This is a genomic window from Bacillus sp. ms-22, assembly GCF_009759805.1.
Taxonomy (GTDB): Bacteria; Bacillota; Bacilli; order Bacillales; family Bacillaceae; genus Bacillus; species Bacillus xiamenensis.
In genome coordinates, this window is the sequence record NZ_CP046653.1 from 1,450,236 (window position 1) to 1,467,698 (window position 17,463).

Annotated in this window: 17 protein-coding genes, 1 other RNA gene and 1 other annotated feature; of the genes, 13 read left to right on the forward strand and 5 right to left on the reverse strand. The window is 43.2% G+C overall.

The genetic code is table 11. The features are described 5' to 3' along the window. Nucleotides 1-38: 38 nt before the first annotated feature. The gene (locus GPA07_RS07530; protein WP_157292289.1) at nucleotides 39-1,619 is read right to left on the reverse strand and encodes an N-acetylmuramoyl-L-alanine amidase family protein; all 1,581 of its coding nucleotides are present in this window, start codon (nucleotides 1,617-1,619) and stop codon (nucleotides 39-41) included. A gap of 137 nt (nucleotides 1,620-1,756) precedes the next feature. Between GPA07_RS07530 and GPA07_RS18615 the strand changes: the two genes are divergently transcribed. From GPA07_RS18615 to GPA07_RS07550, 5 genes are all read left to right on the forward strand, one after another. Beyond that, entirely contained in the window at nucleotides 1,757-1,927 is a 171-nt protein-coding gene (locus GPA07_RS18615) for a YrzK family protein (protein ID WP_003216250.1), read from the forward strand. 58 nt (nucleotides 1,928-1,985) lie between these two features. Then, nucleotides 1,986-2,225 (forward strand) — a binding site (T-box leader). Nucleotides 2,226-2,297: 72 nt separating this feature from the next. After that, the gene (gene hisS / locus GPA07_RS07535; RefSeq protein ID WP_157292290.1) at nucleotides 2,298-3,572 is read left to right on the forward strand and encodes a histidine--tRNA ligase; all 1,275 of its coding nucleotides are present in this window, start codon (nucleotides 2,298-2,300) and stop codon (nucleotides 3,570-3,572) included. A gap of 18 nt (nucleotides 3,573-3,590) precedes the next feature. After that, nucleotides 3,591-5,369, forward strand: a complete 1,779-nt coding sequence (gene aspS / locus GPA07_RS07540) for an aspartate--tRNA ligase (RefSeq protein WP_145939416.1) — start codon at nucleotides 3,591-3,593, stop codon at nucleotides 5,367-5,369. A gap of 77 nt (nucleotides 5,370-5,446) precedes the next feature. Continuing rightward, nucleotides 5,447-5,627, forward strand: a non-coding RNA gene (ssrS, locus tag GPA07_RS07545) — 6S RNA. 92 nt (nucleotides 5,628-5,719) lie between these two features. After that, nucleotides 5,720-6,484: a tRNA threonylcarbamoyladenosine dehydratase gene (locus GPA07_RS07550; RefSeq protein WP_008360859.1), complete on the forward strand. Its 765-nt coding sequence runs from the start codon at nucleotides 5,720-5,722 to the stop codon at nucleotides 6,482-6,484. A 32-nt stretch (nucleotides 6,485-6,516) separates the two neighbouring features. On the opposite strand, the gene GPA07_RS07555 is transcribed toward GPA07_RS07550, so the two are convergent. After that, on the reverse strand, nucleotides 6,517-7,782 hold the full coding sequence (locus GPA07_RS07555) for a replication-associated recombination protein A (protein WP_157292291.1): 1,266 nt from the start codon (nucleotides 7,780-7,782) through the stop codon (nucleotides 6,517-6,519). Between the two features lie 209 nt (nucleotides 7,783-7,991). Here GPA07_RS07555 and cymR point away from each other — a divergent pair, with 209 nt between their 5' ends. The 8 genes from cymR to GPA07_RS07595 all read left to right on the forward strand — a co-directional run bounded on the left by cymR (nucleotide 7,992) and on the right by GPA07_RS07595 (nucleotide 15,011). Next, complete coding sequence (gene cymR / locus GPA07_RS07560; protein WP_008360856.1) at nucleotides 7,992-8,411, forward strand: cysteine metabolism transcriptional regulator CymR; 420 nt, start codon at nucleotides 7,992-7,994, stop codon at nucleotides 8,409-8,411. 18 nt (nucleotides 8,412-8,429) lie between these two features. Beyond that, complete coding sequence (locus tag GPA07_RS07565) at nucleotides 8,430-9,572, forward strand: cysteine desulfurase family protein (protein WP_008360854.1); 1,143 nt, start codon at nucleotides 8,430-8,432, stop codon at nucleotides 9,570-9,572. A gap of 95 nt (nucleotides 9,573-9,667) precedes the next feature. Beyond that, nucleotides 9,668-10,786: a tRNA 2-thiouridine(34) synthase MnmA gene (mnmA, locus tag GPA07_RS07570; RefSeq protein WP_008360852.1), complete on the forward strand. Its 1,119-nt coding sequence runs from the start codon at nucleotides 9,668-9,670 to the stop codon at nucleotides 10,784-10,786. Between the two features lie 61 nt (nucleotides 10,787-10,847). Then, nucleotides 10,848-11,501 (forward strand): tetratricopeptide repeat protein, encoded by a 654-nt coding sequence (locus tag GPA07_RS07575; RefSeq protein ID WP_008360849.1) that lies wholly within the window; start codon nucleotides 10,848-10,850, stop codon nucleotides 11,499-11,501. A gap of 19 nt (nucleotides 11,502-11,520) precedes the next feature. Further along, nucleotides 11,521-13,905: an SF1B family DNA helicase RecD2 gene (gene recD2 / locus GPA07_RS07580; protein ID WP_008360847.1), complete on the forward strand. Its 2,385-nt coding sequence runs from the start codon at nucleotides 11,521-11,523 to the stop codon at nucleotides 13,903-13,905. Between the two features lie 290 nt (nucleotides 13,906-14,195). Beyond that, the gene (locus GPA07_RS07585) at nucleotides 14,196-14,654 is read left to right on the forward strand and encodes a PRC-barrel domain-containing protein (RefSeq protein WP_071169241.1); all 459 of its coding nucleotides are present in this window, start codon (nucleotides 14,196-14,198) and stop codon (nucleotides 14,652-14,654) included. Nucleotides 14,655-14,667: 13 nt separating this feature from the next. Further along, on the forward strand, nucleotides 14,668-14,859 hold the full coding sequence (locus GPA07_RS07590) for a hypothetical protein (protein ID WP_003216308.1): 192 nt from the start codon (nucleotides 14,668-14,670) through the stop codon (nucleotides 14,857-14,859). A gap of 20 nt (nucleotides 14,860-14,879) precedes the next feature. Then, on the forward strand, nucleotides 14,880-15,011 hold the full coding sequence (locus GPA07_RS07595) for a YrzQ family protein (RefSeq protein WP_008362324.1): 132 nt from the start codon (nucleotides 14,880-14,882) through the stop codon (nucleotides 15,009-15,011). Nucleotides 15,012-15,252: 241 nt separating this feature from the next. On the opposite strand, the gene GPA07_RS07600 is transcribed toward GPA07_RS07595, so the two are convergent. From GPA07_RS07600 to GPA07_RS07610, 3 genes are all read right to left on the reverse strand, one after another. Next, nucleotides 15,253-15,903, reverse strand: a complete 651-nt coding sequence (locus GPA07_RS07600; RefSeq protein WP_008358536.1) for an amino acid ABC transporter permease — start codon at nucleotides 15,901-15,903, stop codon at nucleotides 15,253-15,255. A gap of 15 nt (nucleotides 15,904-15,918) precedes the next feature. Next, nucleotides 15,919-16,572 (reverse strand): amino acid ABC transporter permease, encoded by a 654-nt coding sequence (locus GPA07_RS07605; RefSeq protein WP_008358534.1) that lies wholly within the window; start codon nucleotides 16,570-16,572, stop codon nucleotides 15,919-15,921. Nucleotides 16,573-16,652: 80 nt separating this feature from the next. Continuing rightward, on the reverse strand, nucleotides 16,653-17,462 hold the full coding sequence (locus tag GPA07_RS07610; RefSeq protein ID WP_008358532.1) for a transporter substrate-binding domain-containing protein: 810 nt from the start codon (nucleotides 17,460-17,462) through the stop codon (nucleotides 16,653-16,655). Between the last annotated feature and the right edge of the window lies 1 nt (nucleotide 17,463).

Genomic DNA, 17,463 nt, shown 5'->3' on the forward strand with positions numbered 1-17,463 from the left:
TTGGCATCAAAAAAGAGGCGCAGCGGCCTCTTTTTTTTCTATCGAAAATATTGTTTTAATCCTTCTGTCATTCCTTCTGTCACTCGCTCTTGGTAAGAGGCGCTATAGATGATCGCTTCCTCCTGAGGGTTGCTTAAATAGCCGAGTTCATATAAAAGGGAAGGGCGTTTATTTTCTCTTAAAACAAAATAATCTCCGAATTTAACACCCTTATCTGGGATTTGTGATCGTTTTGCGACTTCAGCATGAACGTTTGCCGCTAGGCTTTGATCTTTTGATGCCTGATAATAATATGCGGTGCTTCCTCTGACACTTGGGTCCATAAAACTATCATAATGAAGACTGATGAATGCATCTGCATTTCGGTAATGAGAAGTGGCAACCCTCGATTGAAGGCTGATAAATGTATCATCACTTCTTGTTAAATACACATTTGCTCCAGAAGCTCTTAATTTGCCTGCCAGTAAATTGGCGGTTTTTATGGTGATATTCTTTTCAAAAGCACCGTCTGCGCCGATCGTGCCGCTGTCTTTCCCGCCATGACCAGGATCAAGAACAATCGTTTTCCCTTTTAAAGATCCAGTTCCAGACGATGAATCCTGCTGAGGTCTTGGTGCCTCGCTGCTATTTTTCTTTGTTTGAACAACCCAGCTCGCCACATATCCTGTTCCGCCGTTAGATAGGGTGACTTCATACCAGTCACCTTGCGTTCGAACAATTTGATAAGCTGCTCCTTTCGTTGATCTTTCTGCAATCGCAGCAGAGGTAGAAGCGCTTTTTCTAATATTCGTTCCATCATAGACGATATACGCGTTCTGATGAGAGGACGAAGAGGATGAACTCTTTTCACGGGCCGAACTTGCTCCTTGGCTTGTGACAATATAATAACTTGCAACCCAGCCTTTTGTCCCTTTGGCTTCGATTTCATACCAGCCATTTTGCTCTCGTAAAATGGTGATGTGTGTATTGCGGCTAAGTGAAGCCACCACTTGTGCATTTGGTGCCGCTGATTGTCGAACATTCAAGCTGGATACGCCAACTGTGCCTGTCTGTTTAGAACGAGCGGACTCACCTGAACTTGATTGAGAAGTTTTTTGTCCGCCAGAAATGTAATCAGAGTGGACCCAGCCTTCTGCTTGTTGATACGAAATTTTTGTCCATGCGCCGCTTGTGCCCAGCTTCTTAGCGGAAGCGCCCTGCGGGAAAGTTCCGATGACTTGATAGGAAGTCCCTGGGCCTGTCCGAATGCGAAGATCGGAGGCTGTCGAGGTAATTGTGCGGCTTCCTTCTGCACGTTGATCTTGCGTCTTTGTCTTCGCAGGCTTTTGCGTGTCAGATGACCGGGTAATCAGCCATGAGACAATCCAGCCTTTTTGTCCGTTCGATAGCCCAATCTGCACCCATTCCCCTTGTTCAGTGAGAATCGGATAGCTTTCTCCTCGTTTCGCAACAGCTGCGATCCCATAGCTCAAACCAGGACCGGTTCGCACATTGATTTCATCTGTTGCAACGACTGCTTGGTCTGTTTGAGCAGTCGCATGTGTCATGGGCAACGTGCTGGCGATGAGAACAAAACAGGTCAGCAACATGATCATGTGATTGTGTGTTTTCAGATTCAAAACGGTGTTTTCCCCTCCCTTGTAAAACCGATGAATGTAAATTCGTTATGTAATGGACTAATTCCTTGCAGTATCCCTAATAAAAATGAATCAATCTGTTTATACTAGATAAAAATGTGATAAAAGGATGTACAAACATGAGATTAAGCAGAAAATTAGGACGAGTGCAGTATAATGGACATCGTGATATCGATCGCTGGCAGCACGACGAAATGGATCAACCAGGCTTCCTTGAAGAAACGGCATCTGAATACGGCTGCACGTCAAAAGAAGAGCTGGAAAAGAAAAAGAGGCACGGCAAGGGTTGACAGAGTGGCAGCACCGACCTTATTATAATATAAATCAACACACTTGAAAATTTAAAATGTGGAACTGATGATAGAGAATAGTAGGGTAAATTGCGTGAGCAGAGAGGAATCGCCTTAGGCTGAAAGCGAATCCGCATGGCATTTATCACGAAAGAACACTCTGTAGGTTTCCTGCTGAACGCTCTAAAAATGAGTCATTAGGCGGAGAACGTGAATCTGCGTTAAGGATTTGAGCGGGAACATGGCTGAATCATGTTCCAACTAGGGTGGCACCACGGGTATAACTCTCGTCCCTACTATACACATAGTAGAGGCGGGGGTTTTTTATATGTCCACATAAAAAATGATGATGGTCGTAGGAGGACGAAAAATGAGTTTTAATATTCCAAGAGGTACACAGGATATTTTACCTGGAGAGTCAGAACGCTGGCAGTATGTTGAACAAATTGCGAGAGATACATGTGCAGCCTTCCAATACAAAGAGATTCGCACACCGATTTTTGAGCATACGGAGCTGTTTGCGCGAGGAGTAGGCGAATCAACGGATATCGTTCAAAAAGAGATGTACACATTTGAAGACAAAAAAGGACGCAGCATCACCCTTCGTCCAGAGGGAACGGCTTCAACAGTACGTTCTTATGTAGAAAATAAATTATTCGCTCAGCCTACGCAGCCTACAAAGCTGTATTACATCGGACCGATGTTCCGCTATGAGCGCCCGCAAACGGGAAGATATCGTCAATTTTATCAATTTGGAATTGAAGCGATCGGTTCAAAAGATCCTGCCATTGATGCTGAAGTCATTTCACTTGCAATGAGTGTGTATGAGAAAGCAGGTCTTTCCAACTTAAAGCTTGTCATTAACAGCCTCGGTGACAAAGAAAGCCGGGCAGATTACCGCCAAGCACTTGTTGAGCACTTTGAGCCAAGAATGGATGAATTCTGTCACGACTGCCAAATTCGTTTACATCAAAATCCATTACGTATTCTTGATTGTAAAAAGGACCGTGACCACGAACTGATGGCAACGGCACCATCCATTCAAGATTTCTTAAATGAAGAATCAAGGACTTATTTTGAAAAAGTCAAACAATACTTAACAGATCTAGGCATTGAATATGTCGTCGATCCGAACTTAGTGCGTGGTCTTGATTATTACAATCACACAGCATTTGAAATTATGAGTAATGCAGAAGGCTTTGGTGCGATCACAACATTAGCCGGAGGCGGCCGTTATGATGGACTCGTTGAAGGAATTGGCGGTCCTGAATCCCCAGGCATCGGCTTTGCGATGAGTATTGAGCGTTTCCTATCAGCAATTGATGCAGAAAAGATTGAGCTTCCAGTACAATGCGGCATTGATCTTTACATTGCCGCATTAGGAGATCAAGCAAAAGATTATGCTGTGGCATTATTGAATCGACTACGAAAAGAAGGCATTTCAAGTGAAATGGACTATACAGGGAAAAAGCTAAAAGCACAATTTAAAGCGGCGGATCGCTTGAAAGCCAAGTTTATTGCAGTTCTTGGTGAGGATGAGCTGGCGCAGCAAATTGTGAATGTGAAAGATACGACAACGGGTGAACAAATTGAAGTGAAGCTTGATGAGCTCATTCAAATGATGAAAGCCCACCAGAAAGCGTAAAGAAGGAGTGGAATGTTTGTGTTTGGTAGAACTTTTTATTGTGGAGAAGTAACAGAAGACCAGATTGGTCAGACAGTTGTATTAAAAGGGTGGGTACAAAAACGGCGTGACCTTGGCGGATTAATCTTTATAGACCTGCGTGACCGTACAGGCATTGTGCAAATTGTCTTCAATCCAGACCTATCAAAAGAGGCACTTGAGACAGCAGAATCGATTCGTAATGAATATGTCCTTGATATTAAAGGAACAGTCGTCGCAAGAGAAGAAACCACCATCAACCCAAATTTAAAAACAGGCAAAATTGAAATTCAAGTGGAGACGGTCACTGTGTTAAATGAAGCAAAGACCCCTCCATTTATGATTTCAGATCAAGCAGACGAGGTATCGGAAGATGTACGATTAAAATACCGCTATCTAGATCTTCGCCGTCCTGCAATGTTTGAAACGATGAAAATGAGACATGAAGTCACAAAAGCATTCCGCCATTTCTTAGATGATAACGGCTTTCTAGACATTGAAACACCAATTTTAACAAAAAGTACGCCAGAGGGTGCACGTGACTATCTTGTGCCAAGCCGTGTACACGAAGGAGAGTTCTATGCGTTGCCGCAGTCTCCGCAATTATTTAAGCAATTATTGATGGTGTCTGGGATGGACCGCTACTATCAAATTGCTCGATGCTTTAGAGATGAAGACTTACGTGCTGACCGCCAGCCGGAATTTACACAAGTCGATATTGAAATGTCCTTTATGAGTCAAGAAGACATCATGACGCTTGCTGAAGAGATGATGGCAAAGGTCATGAAAGATGTCAAAGGCATTGACCTTACATTGCCATTACCACGTATGACGTATGATGAAGCGATGAATTCCTATGGATCTGATAAGCCAGATACCCGCTTTGACATGAAGCTTATCAACATTTCAGACACGGTAAAAGACTCAGATTTCAAAGTCTTCAGCGGGGCTGTAACCAATGGCGGAGCTGTCAAAGCCATAAATGTAAAAGGGGCTGCAGCAAAATACTCAAGAAAAGACATTGATGCCCTTGGTGCATTTGCGGCGAACTACGGGGCTAAAGGTCTTGCTTGGCTAAAAGCTGAAGGGACAGAATTAAAAGGACCGATTGCTAAATTCTTTGATGAGTCAAAGCAAGCAGAATTGAAAGAGCAGCTTCAAGTCGAAGAGGGTGACCTTTTACTTTTTGTCGCTGACAAGACGTCTGTTGTCCATGATGCCCTTGGTGCACTTCGTTTAAAACTTGGGAAAGAGCTTGGACTGATTGATGAGACTTTATTCAATTTCTTATGGGTCGTTGACTGGCCGCTGCTTGAAAAAGATGAAGAAGAAGGCCGCTTCTATGCTGCTCACCATCCTTTCACAATGCCAGTTCGGGATGACCTTGAATTAATTGAAACAAGTCCAGAAGACATGAAAGCTCAGGCTTATGATCTTGTGCTCAATGGCTATGAGCTTGGCGGGGGTTCTATTCGTATTTTCGAAAAGGACATTCAAGAAAAAATGTTTGGTTTACTTGGCTTTTCAAAAGAAGAAGCATACGATCAATTCGGTTTCCTTCTAGATGCGTTTGAGCATGGTGTTCCTCCGCACGGCGGAATCGCGCTTGGTCTTGACCGTTTAGTCATGCTTCTTGCCGGCCGATCTAACCTAAGAGATACCATTGCGTTCCCGAAAACGGCAAGTGCAAGCTGTGTGCTCACAGATGCTCCTGGCACTGTAAGCGAAGCCCAGCTTGATGAGCTAAGTTTAGCGATTAAAACAAAAGTAAAACAGTAAAATAGGCGGATGTTTATAGGCATGTAAACGCTTGAAAAAGCGGCATGCCTATGATATGCTTTCATCAACTAATCAATAAAGTCCTGATACGTACGGTGGTTACCTAGTTTTGACCGAACATTTTTTTCTACGGGAGCTTGGCTTTCCTTTCTGCATTCATGCCTCATCTGAGGACTTATAAAGTGAGGAAGAAAGCACCCACCTGCATGGTGCGGGGTTCAAAACGAAGGAACAGCTGGCGGCGTCATCGGGACTTTTTTGTGTTTTTTTCTTTTTGAGAAGGATGACGGAGAAGTCTGAATATGATATGATTCTTTCGATTCATTTTAAATAAAGGTGGAGTGAGGCACTTGTTACATCAGTTTTCAAGAAACGAGCTTGCCATTGGCAAGGAAGGCTTAAATATATTAAAAAACAGTACAGTTGCAGTGCTTGGAGTAGGCGGCGTTGGTTCATTTGCAGTAGAAGCGCTCGCTCGTTCAGGTGTTGGCCGTATTGTTCTTGTTGATAAAGATGATATTGATATTACAAATGTAAACCGTCAGCTGCCAGCATTGCTGTCAACAGTCGGTCAGCCTAAAGTGGACTTAATGAAGGCGAGAATTGCTGACATTAACCCAGAATGTGAAGTCGTTGCGCTCAAAATGTTCTATACAGAAGAAACATATGAACAGTTCTTTGAGTATCCGCTTGATTATGTCATTGATGCATCAGATACGATTCATTATAAAATTCATTTAATGAAAGAGTGCCTAAAACGCGGTGTGAATATCATTTCTAGTATGGGTGCTGCAAACAAAACAGATCCGACACGCTTTAAAATTGATGATATTTCGAAAACACATACGGATCCCATTGCAAAAGTCGTTAGAACACGTTTGCGTAAGGAAGGGATTCGAAAAGGGATTGAAGTGATTTTCTCTGATGAAAGTCCGATTGTGATTCGTGAAGATGTCAGAAAAGAAGTTGGAAATGATGAAGCGAAAATTCGTAAGGCGCAAATGCCGCCATCATCCAATGCATTCGTTCCATCTGTTGCTGGACTGATCATGGGTGGTCATGTCATTATGAAGCTTTTAAAAGACATTCCGATTACACGTGTGAAAGATAAATAAATAGCCCGCCTGCGAAATGCAGGGGGCTATTTTTATTTTTGCCGTCTTAAATTCTCATAGACTTGCTTCAGTGCACCTTCAAATTTCCCTGTTTGCTTCGGTTCATAGTATTGCTTGTTTTTCAGCGGGTCAGGTAAATATTGCTGCTTCACCCAGCCATTTTCATAATCGTGCGGATATAAGTAACCGGCGCCTCTTCCGAGTGCTGTTGCTCCTTTATAGTGAGCATCCTTTAAATGAGCAGGGACTTCACCTATTTTCCCAGTACGAATATCATGCAGTGCCGCATCAATTGCTTGATAAGCGGAGTTTGATTTTGGAGAAAGACACAGTTCAATGACGGCGTTGGCGAGTGGAATCCGTGCTTCTGGGAAGCCGACTCTCTCAGCTGTTTGAACAGCGCTTAACACGCGGGGCCCTGCCTGCGGACTGGCTAAGCCAATATCTTCGTAAGCCATCACAAGTAATCGTCTTGAAATGCTTTCGAGGTCTCCCGCTTCAATAAGTCTTGCAAGGTAATGCAGGGCGGCATCTGTGTCAGACCCTCTGATGGATTTTTGGAAAGCCGAGAGGACATCATAATGGGCATCACCGTTCTTGTCATGCGAGAAGCTCTTTTTCTGTAAACATTCTTCTGCTGCGGCAAGAGTGATCGTGATATGTCCAGATTCATCAGCTTTTGTCGATAGGACGGCTAGTTCAAGCGCATTTAAAGCAGAGCGCACATCTCCTCCGCATCCATTCGCAAAATGATTCATCGCCTTTTCATCAACTGTGACCGAATAACCGCCAAGCCCGCGATGTTCATCCTGTAAAGCCCGTGATAAAGCGGCTTTGATCTGCTCTGTTTCAAGCGGCTTCAGCTCAAATATTTGTGTCCGGCTGCGGATAGCTGGATTGATTGCATGATACGGGTTGGCTGTTGTTGCGCCAATTAAAATGATCATGCCATTTTCTAAATACGGAAGAAGGAAATCCTGCTTCCCTTTATCCAGCCTGTGAACTTCGTCTAAAATCAGGATGACCTGACCGCTCATTTTTGCTTCAGCGGCGACAGCTTCCATGTCTTTTTTGTTATGAATGACCGCATTCAACGTACGAAAGGCAATGCTTGTACTGCCAGCTATCGCAGTTGCAATTGATGTTTTGCCAATGCCCGGCGGTCCGTATAAAATCATCGAGGATAAATGTTTTGCCTCGACCATTCGTCTAATAATTTGACCTTCTCCAACGAGATGCTCCTGCCCGATAATATCTTCAATATGACTTGGGCGCATCCGATACGCTAAAGGTTTCATGATTATCTCTCCTAAAGCAATGTCTTGTTTATATAGAGTACCGAAATTTCTTCAAATAGAAAAGGGATGCGTCCTCCTTTAGCGCTCAGAGGCCGCAAATGAAAGTTGGCTGAAAGTATGATATAATTGCTTTTGGTCTATATAACAGCGTATATGAAATCAGAAAAATAATTGATGACATAGAATTAGAAAACGCAGAGGTGTTTAACTTGAAAATTTCCACTAAAGGCAGATATGGTCTGACGATCATGATCGAATTAGCCAAAAAACATGGCGAAGGCCCTACATCATTAAAATCAATCGCTCAAAACAATGATTTGTCTGAGCATTATTTAGAGCAGCTTGTATCACCACTTCGCAATGCCCGTCTTGTGAAAAGTATCCGCGGGGCTTATGGGGGCTATGTTCTTGCCCATGAACCAAGCGAGATTACAGCCGGTGATATTATTCGTGTATTAGAAGGACCGATTAGTCCTGTCGAAGTGATCGAAAACGAAGAACCAGCAAAGCGTGAACTTTGGATTCGAATTCGTGATGCAGTAAAAGACGTACTAGACAATACCACTCTTGAAGACTTGGCAAGCTATACAGATGACGGGGATCAAGACGCGTATATGTTCTATATTTAGATCAGAGGTGTACCGGAAATGGAACGTATCTATTTAGATCATGCAGCTACAACGCCTATGGATCAGCGCATTGTGGACAAGATGATGCCTTACTTTACAGAGATATTTGGCAATCCCTCGAGTATTCATTCATACGGGCGCGAGGCAAGGAAGCGGCTCGATGAGGCAAGAGAAATCATTGCAGAAGAATTACACTGTAAACCGCAGGAGATCATCCTAACAAGCGGGGGAACAGAGGCGGACAACTTGGCGATCACAGGTGTTGCAATGGCAAGGCAACATGAAGGAAAACATATTATCACAGCAAAAACAGAGCATCATGCAGTGCTGCATACATGTGAGCGATTAGAGAAGCTTGGTTTTGATGTGACGTATTTAGATGTTGATCACACTGGATTCATTCAACTTGACCAATTCAAACAATCACTAAGAGATGATACGATTCTTGTGACCATCATGTACGGCAATAATGAAACAGGCGTCATTCAGCCAATCAAAGAAATTGGTGAACTTCTACACGATCACACGGCTTATTTTCATACAGATGCCGTACAGGCGTTTGGCACAATGACAATTGATGTTGCAGCTCTTCATATTGACCTGTTATCTGCTTCTGGCCATAAATTAAATGGTCCAATGGGAACAGGTTTCTTATATGTCAACGAACGCGTAAAACTCTCTCCGCAAATATTCGGAGGAGAACAAGAAAGAAAACGCCGTGCTGGCACTGAAAATGTGGCGGGGATCGTTGGGCTGGCAGCAGCTGTTCAATTAACAAAGCAAAATAGAAGAGAAAAAGCAGTGCATTATGGTAAGCTCAAAGAAACGATGCTCAAAGTATTCGAGGAGGAATCACTCAATTTCTCTATCAATGGACATCCGGAACAGACATTGCCGCACATTTTAAATGTTCATTTCCCCGGTGTCTCCATTGAATCGTTACTTGTGAACTTAGATATGGAAGGGATTGCTGTTTCAAGCGGGTCAGCATGTACGGCTGGATCTGTCCTTCCTTCGCACGTATTAAGCGCCATGTATGGCGAAGAAGCAAAAGAGCTGACATCCTCAGTCAGAATAAGCTTCGGTCTTGGAAATGAAGAGGAACATGTAAAGCAGGCGGCGCGTAAGATCGCGGCTGTTGTCAAACGCCTAGCCAAATAAATGCTCCCTTTTTGTTCGTGTGTGAAAAATGAAACAGCCAGGCACCTGAAGAACGAAACGCGCACGCTGTTTCATTGAAATTGGAGTTGATGAAGATGACAAAAAGACCAGAAGACACAAGAGTTGTGGTTGGTATGTCTGGAGGAGTCGATTCATCAGTTGCTGCTCTCATGCTAAAGGAGCAGGGCTATGATGTAATCGGCATCTTTATGAAAAACTGGGATGACACAGATGAAAATGGTGTTTGTACAGCAACGGAGGACTATGAGGATGTCATTCGTGTTTGTAACCAGATTGGAATCCCTTATTATGCAGTAAATTTCGAGAAGCAGTATTGGGACAAAGTGTTTCAATATTTTCTTGATGAATATAAAGCAGGCAGAACGCCAAACCCAGATGTCATGTGTAACAAAGAAATTAAGTTCAAAGCATTTCTTGAGCATGCATTGTCACTTGGTGCAGATTATTTAGCAACAGGCCACTATGCACGTATCGACAGAACTGGCGATGAAGTGAAAATGCTAAGAGGTCTTGATGCAAACAAAGACCAAACCTATTTCTTGAATCAGCTGACTCAAGAACAGCTTGATAAAGTGATGTTCCCAATCGGCGATTTAGAGAAAAAAAGAGTGCGTGAATTAGCAAAAGAAGCGGGACTTGCTACCGCAACGAAAAAAGATTCAACGGGCATCTGCTTTATTGGGGAAAGAAACTTTAAAACGTTCCTCAGCCAATATTTGCCTGCACAGCCCGGTGTGATGCAGACAATGGACGGAGAAGTAAAAGGTGAACATGATGGACTGATGTATTACACGATTGGTCAGCGCCAAGGACTTGGCATTGGCGGAAGCGGTGATCCGTGGTTCGTTGTTGGGAAGGACTTAGAGAAAAATATCTTATTTGTTGAACAAGGCTTCCACAATCCACTTTTATACTCTGAAAGCATTTCAGCCGTAAATATAAGCTGGACTCGTCCTCATATTGTCGACGAAAACGGTGAATTAACATGCACAGCAAAATTCAGATACCGTCAAGAAGACCATCATGTGAAAGTCAAAATGACAGGTGAACAAGAAGCGATGGTCATCTTTGATGAACCAGTGCGTGCTGTCACACCAGGACAAGCCGTTGTCTTCTATGATGGCGAAGAATGTCTTGGCGGCGGGACAATTGACGATGTCTTTAAAGACGGTCAGAAGCTGTCGTATGTGTAACATGTGTTAAAAACCTCAACGTCGCTGTTGAGGTTTTTTAATGAAAGGATGATAAGAGCAAATGAATCATAATGAGATCGGCATAGAAGCGTTAAACCAAGGGAACATCGAAAAGGCAGCCGAAGCTTTTACAAAAGCCATTGAAGAAAGCCCAAAGGACCCGGTTCCATATATTAACTTTGCAAACTTACTTTCGAGTATCAATGAATTTGAACGTGCTCTGAACTTCTTTCAAAAAGCCATTGAACTTGATCATACAGCAGCTGCAGCCTATTACGGAGCAGGAAATGTGTACACATTGAAAGAAGACTTTATGAAAGCAAAAGACTATTTTGAGCAAGCGCTAAAAGCTGGAATGGTAAACAGCGATTTGTTTTATATGCTAGGGCAAACGCTTATCAAATTAGAGCAACCGAAGCTTGCGATGCCTTATCTTCAGCGTGCCGTTGAGCTAAACGAAGAAGATAACGAAGCAAGGTTTCAATTTGGCATGTGCCTTGCGAATGAACAGATGCTGGAAGAAGCGGTGGCGGCCTTTACCGAAGTGGTCACGCGAGATCCGCAGCATGCAGATGCCTTTTATAATTTAGGGGTTGCGTATGCCTATTTAGAGAAAAAAGACGAAGCACTTGAGATGCTAGGAAAAGCCATTGACGTGCAGCCAGATCATATGCTTGCACTGCATGCACAAAAGCTGATTCAAGAGGCAGAATAGACGGAAGGAGGGAAGACCTGTGCAGGAACATCCAGATCAAATAAAGCTTGAAGACGAACCATTTTTAAAAGGGACGGTTCAAGCGGTTATTTTCCATAACGAAAGTAATTTATATTCGGTGTTAAAAGTCAAAGTCATTGAAACATCAGAAAACTTAGAGGAAAAAACAGCATCTGTCACAGGCTACTTCCCGGCACTTCATGAGGAGGAAACCTACACCTTCTATGGCAAAGTCACAAGCCATCCGAAATTTGGTGAGCAGTTTCAGGCCACTCATTTTCAAAAGGAAGTACCTACAACAAAACAAGGGATTATTCATTATCTCTCAAGTGACTTATTCGAAGGAATAGGGAAGAAGACGGCGGAAGAAATCGTCGGGAAACTTGGCAATCAGACGCTTCATCAAATTATGCGTGATCCGTCTGTGTTGTATGACGTTCCGCGCCTGTCAAAAAAGAAGGCAGACAAGCTGGCTGCCGCACTTCAGGAGCATCAAGGACTGGAGCAAATCATGATCAACCTGAATCAATATGGCTTTGGTCCGCAGCTCAGTATGAAAATTTACCAAGTGTACGAGAGTGAAACCTTGCAGAAGATTGAGGAAAATCCTTATCAGCTTGTCAAAGACGTAGAAGGGATTGGGTTTATTAAAGCAGATGAGCTCGGCGCTAGAACAGGGATATCTGGAAATGACCCAGACCGCATTCGTGCAGCTCTGCTTTATACTGTCGAGACAGCAAGCCTTCAGGACGGTCATACGTACATACAAACGAAAGATCTGATCGTCGAAACCCGTAAGCTGCTCAATCAAACAGGTAATGACTACAAAGTGAATGAAATGGACGTTGCCAATCAGATCATTGCACTTGGAGAAGCGAAAGAGATGATCATAGAAGATGAGCGGTGCTATCATCCGTCGCTTTTTTATGCGGAGCAAAGTGTGGCGAAACGCATTCGGAAAATCGTCTCTCAAACAGAATATGCTGATCAATTTCCTGAATCAGAATTCCTTCTAGCACTCGGTGAGCTGGAGGAACGGCTGGGCGTCCAGTATGCGCCGACACAAAAGGAAGCCATTCAAAAGGCGCTCATGTCCCCAATGCTGCTCTTAACAGGCGGACCGGGTACAGGGAAAACGACGGTCATTAAAGGGATTGTCGAGCTTTATAGCGATCTTCATGGCGTTTCTCTTGACCCTAGTGATTATAAAAAAGATGAGTCTTTTCCGTTTGTGCTTGCTGCACCAACTGGACGCGCGGCGAAACGAATGACTGAATCTACAGGGCTTCCAGCTGTGACCATTCACCGGCTATTAGGCTGGAATGGGTCAGAAGGCTTCTCACATGATGAAGATCAGCCGATTGAAGGAAAACTCGTGATTATTGATGAATCGAGTATGCTAGATATTTGGCTGGCTAATCATTTGTTTAAGGCGATTCCAAATGACATTCAAGTCATTATGGTTGGAGACGAACATCAGCTTCCATCTGTCGGACCCGGTCAGGTGTTAAGAGACCTGCTTGCATCACAAGCCGTACCAGCTGTAACGTTAACTGATATTTACCGTCAGGCAGACGGTTCATCCATTGTTGAGCTTGCCCATGATATGAAAAATGGTGTTTTACCAAAAGATATTACCGCACGCTCGAAGGATCGATCCTTCATTCAATGTTCAGCTGATCAAATAAAAGAAGTCATCGAAAAAGTTGTCAGCAACGCTGCTCAAAAGGGCTATTCAGCAAAGGACATTCAGGTGCTGGCACCGATGTATAAAGGGAAAGCTGGTATCAACGAGCTGAATAAAATGCTTCAGCAAATTTTGAACCCTAAAAAGCCAAAAGGAAGAGAAATTCCCTTTGGTGACGTCGTCTACCGGACAGGTGATAAGGTGCTTCAACTTGTCAATCAGCCGGAGAATCATATCTTTAATGGGGATATTGGTGAAATCGTATCGATTTTTTATGCGAAAGAAAACACGGAAAAAGAAGATATGGCGGTGATTTCTTTTGATGGAAACGAAATCACGTTTACAAAAAAAGATTTTCATCAATTTACCCATGCTTATTGCTGCTCTATTCACAAATCTCAGGGCAGTGAATTCCCCATTGTTGTGCTGCCAGTCGTCAGAAGCTATTATCGAATGCTTCGGCGAAATCTACTGTACACAGCCATTACACGCAGTAAAAAGTTTTTAATTTTGTGCGGTGAGGAATCAGCCTTGGAGTGGGGCGTGAAAAATAATGAGGATTCCCTTAGACAAACGTCCTTAACAATGCGTCTTGCTAAGACCGAAGAAATCATGGATGCTGAGCTTGCAGCGCTTCAAAAAGAGCTGCCTTTCAGCGTACACGATGCAAATATTGGCATGGAGGGAATCACTCCGTTTGATTTTATGCAAGAATAAATGGCTTCCTTCATGGAAGCCATCAGATTGTTGACAAAGGGCTAAAATGATCTTTATTTTAGCCCTTTGTCTTCTTTTCAGCGTGACCTGAAAACCTTTGCAGTCTAGGAAGGACGAGTACCGGCGCGGAGCGAATTTAAGATTCGTGAGCACCGGCACACAGGACTGACAAAGAATGCGAGGGTTTGTCTACACGCTGATGGCTTCCTTCATGGAAGCCATTTCTTCGTATGAGTCATGAAGCAAACGCACACGATAAGACTGTTCCGCAAAAGGTGGTTGATCACATTTTGAGAACATGTCGAGAGCTTGAAGGAATGACGATCTATACAGATGAGCTGTCTCATTCACTTGGTTCGATCAAAGATATTTGCTTTTTAGCCGGCGGCAGCTGCGGGGGATATGTATTAGATGGGAAAAAGAAAGACTGTGCCTTCATTCCATTCTCAGCTGGCGACAAATTGACAGACAAAGGTCTATATGTGAGCTGCCAGGAGGGAGGAGAAATAGATTCCTCTGCCCCAGCCTTCTTCTTTTCGAAATTGAAAAAGAAAATGATGCAGTCACCAGATGGTGAAACATTAGGTGTTTTGGAAGATGTATACTTTGACGCAAATTCGGGCACAATCGTAGCATATGAACTTTCGGACGGCTTCTTTACAGAGTTATCAGGGATTCGAAAACAGCTGCATGCTGCCGGAACTTTGATGGACGTTCAAAAGGAAGCACTTGTTCTAAACCGAACGTAAAGAGGTGCTGAATATGCTCATTTGCCCAAATTGCAAATGTAAAGACATCGGAAAAATTGGGGTCAATCAATATTATTGTTGGGGCTGTTTTATTGAATTGACGCTGTCAAAAGGCAAAATATCTACTCATCAAGTGGAGGAAGACGGTACACTAAGCAGTTTAGATGATCTGTTTAGTGATGATGAACGTTCAATTCAACTATAAGTGTTTAGGGGGAATTTCGAATGGGAAAAATGACGTCTTCACTATTAACGCTTGGTGCAGGTGCACTCGCATATCACTTTGCAAGTCGATATGATATGCCATCAAAGCGTGATATGAAAAAGATGAGAAAACGTGTTATGCGAATGTTTTAAACAAAAAAGGGACATCCACCATGAGTGGATGTCCTCAGATTGTTGACAAAGGGCTAAAATGATCTTTATTTTAGCCCTTTGTCTTCTTTTCAGCTTGGCCTGAAAACCTTTGCAGTCTAGGAAGGACGAGTACCGGAGCGGAGCGAATTTGACATTCGTGAGCACCGGCACGCAGGACTGACAAAGAATGCGAGGGTTTGTCTACACGCTGGGGACATCCACTATGAGTGGATGTCCTTTTTTATGCCTGCCTGTACTCTAATCTCCGTGCAAGTAAGGACAAGCCGAAGTTGACAACAAAATACATCATGGCCGCCAAAAGGAAAATAGGGAGTAAGTAAGATTGGCTCTGACCATTTAAAATTTGTGCGTGATGCAATAATTCTGGAAGGGCAATCACAACGGCAAGCGATGTATCTTTTAAAAGAGAAATAAATTGACTGACAATCGGCGGTACCATACGGCGTAACGCTTGAGGCATAATGATCATTTTTAACGTTTGAACATAGGTTAAACCGGAAGATCTGGCAGCTTCAATCTGCCCTTTATCAATTGATTTGAGGCCGCTGCGAATAATTTCTGACAGCATGGCCGATTCAAACACGGTTAAAGCTGCTATGGCAGAGGCAGTGATGCTCAGCTTAATGCCGATTTCAGGAAGTGCAAAATATGTGAAAAAGATGATCAGCAAAAGCGGCAGGTTCCGAATGGTTTCAACAATGACCGCCAGCACCTTTGATAAAATAGGGATTTGAGCGAACCTGAATGTGCCAACGATTAAACCGATGATAAAGCTTAAAATGATGGAGATAAAAGCCACTTTTAAGGTGACAGCAAATCCTTCAAGTAAAAAGGCGAGATGATCCGGCTGGTAGGCACCTATAAAATCCATTGTGTTTCCTCCTTTCTAGTGGCTTCTTGCTAATCTTCTTTCTAAATAACCAACGCCTAGGCTGAGCGGAATGGTTAAGAGTAAATAAAACATGGCAACGAAAATGTATACATCAAACGTCACAAATGTTCTGGAAGCGATGAGGTCCCCTTGATACATGAGATCAAAACCGGCTATGACACCTAAAATAGACGAGTTTTTGACAAGGTTAATAAATTGATTCCCAAGAGGCGGGATGACAATTTTGATCGCCTGAGGCAAAATAATATATCGCATCGTACCGCCGTATGACAGACCAGAAGCTCTAGCGGCTTCCATTTGTCCAAGTGGTACTGCTTGTATACCGGCACGGATGGCTTCAGCAATAAAAGCCGACGTATAAATCGCAAGGGCGATGGTCCCAGCAGTAAAGCCATCTGCCACAATACCAAGCACCGGTAAACCAAAGAAGAAAACAAATGTGATCAATAATAACGGAATATTCCGAATAAATTCCACGTAAGCCGTTCCTAACCAGTTGAGCGGCCTAAGGGGCGCGATTCTCATAATGGCAATGAGTGTACCGATCAAAAAGCTTCCAATTAACGCAATGACACTTGCACCAATCGTATATTTAAATCCTTCTAAATAAAGAGGGAAGTTTTCAGTTAAAATTGAAAACCGCAGCAATCCGTTCACTTCCTTCCTAATCAACAGGGGAGCCGAGAACTGGCCCTCCTGAAGGTATGAATGTTGATTTAGTTAAGTGGCTATTCTTTGATCCATTTTTCATAAATCTTGTCATACTCACCATTATCCTTTAATGCTTTTAATGCTTTGTTAATGGCTTCTGTCAATTTTTCATCGCCTTTTTTCACAGCAATGCCATATGGCTCATCGGTAAAGGTTCCGCCGACGACTTCATAATTTGAGTCTTCGTCAGCCATACCGAATAGGATGGCGTTATCTGTTGTGAGCACTTGCCCTTGGTTTGATTTTAATGCTGTAAAGGCTTCTTGATAGTTTTCAAATTCTAGTACAGTCGCTTCAGGGGCTTTCTCGCGGATGTTTTGAGATGAAGTAGACCCTTTGACCGCCAGCACCTTCGTCCCTTTTTTAAGATCGTCAATGGATTGGATGTCACTTCCTTTTTTCACAAGCAGTGATTGTCCTGCTTCAAAGTAAACATCTGAGAAATTGACTTCTTTTTTACGCTCTTCTGTGATGGTCATTGTGGCAACAATTGCATGGATGTCTCCTTTTTGCAGTAAAGGAATTCTTGTTTTCGATGTCACTTCTTTGAATTCTGCCTTTCCTTCATCACCGAGCATTTCTTTTGTGATCGCTTTTGCGATATCAATATCAAATCCTTCGATATCCCCGGTGCTAGGATTTTTCAGACCGAAAAGGCGGGTATCATTTTTGACACCGAACATGATTTTTTTGTCTTTCTTAATTGCGTCTAATGAGCTTCCTTGCTTGGCATCCGTTGAGCCTTTCTCGGCAGAGCCGCAGGCAGCAAGAGCGACAATACAGCAAGTCATCAGTAATAATAGGCCAAATCGTTTCATTTTTTTCATC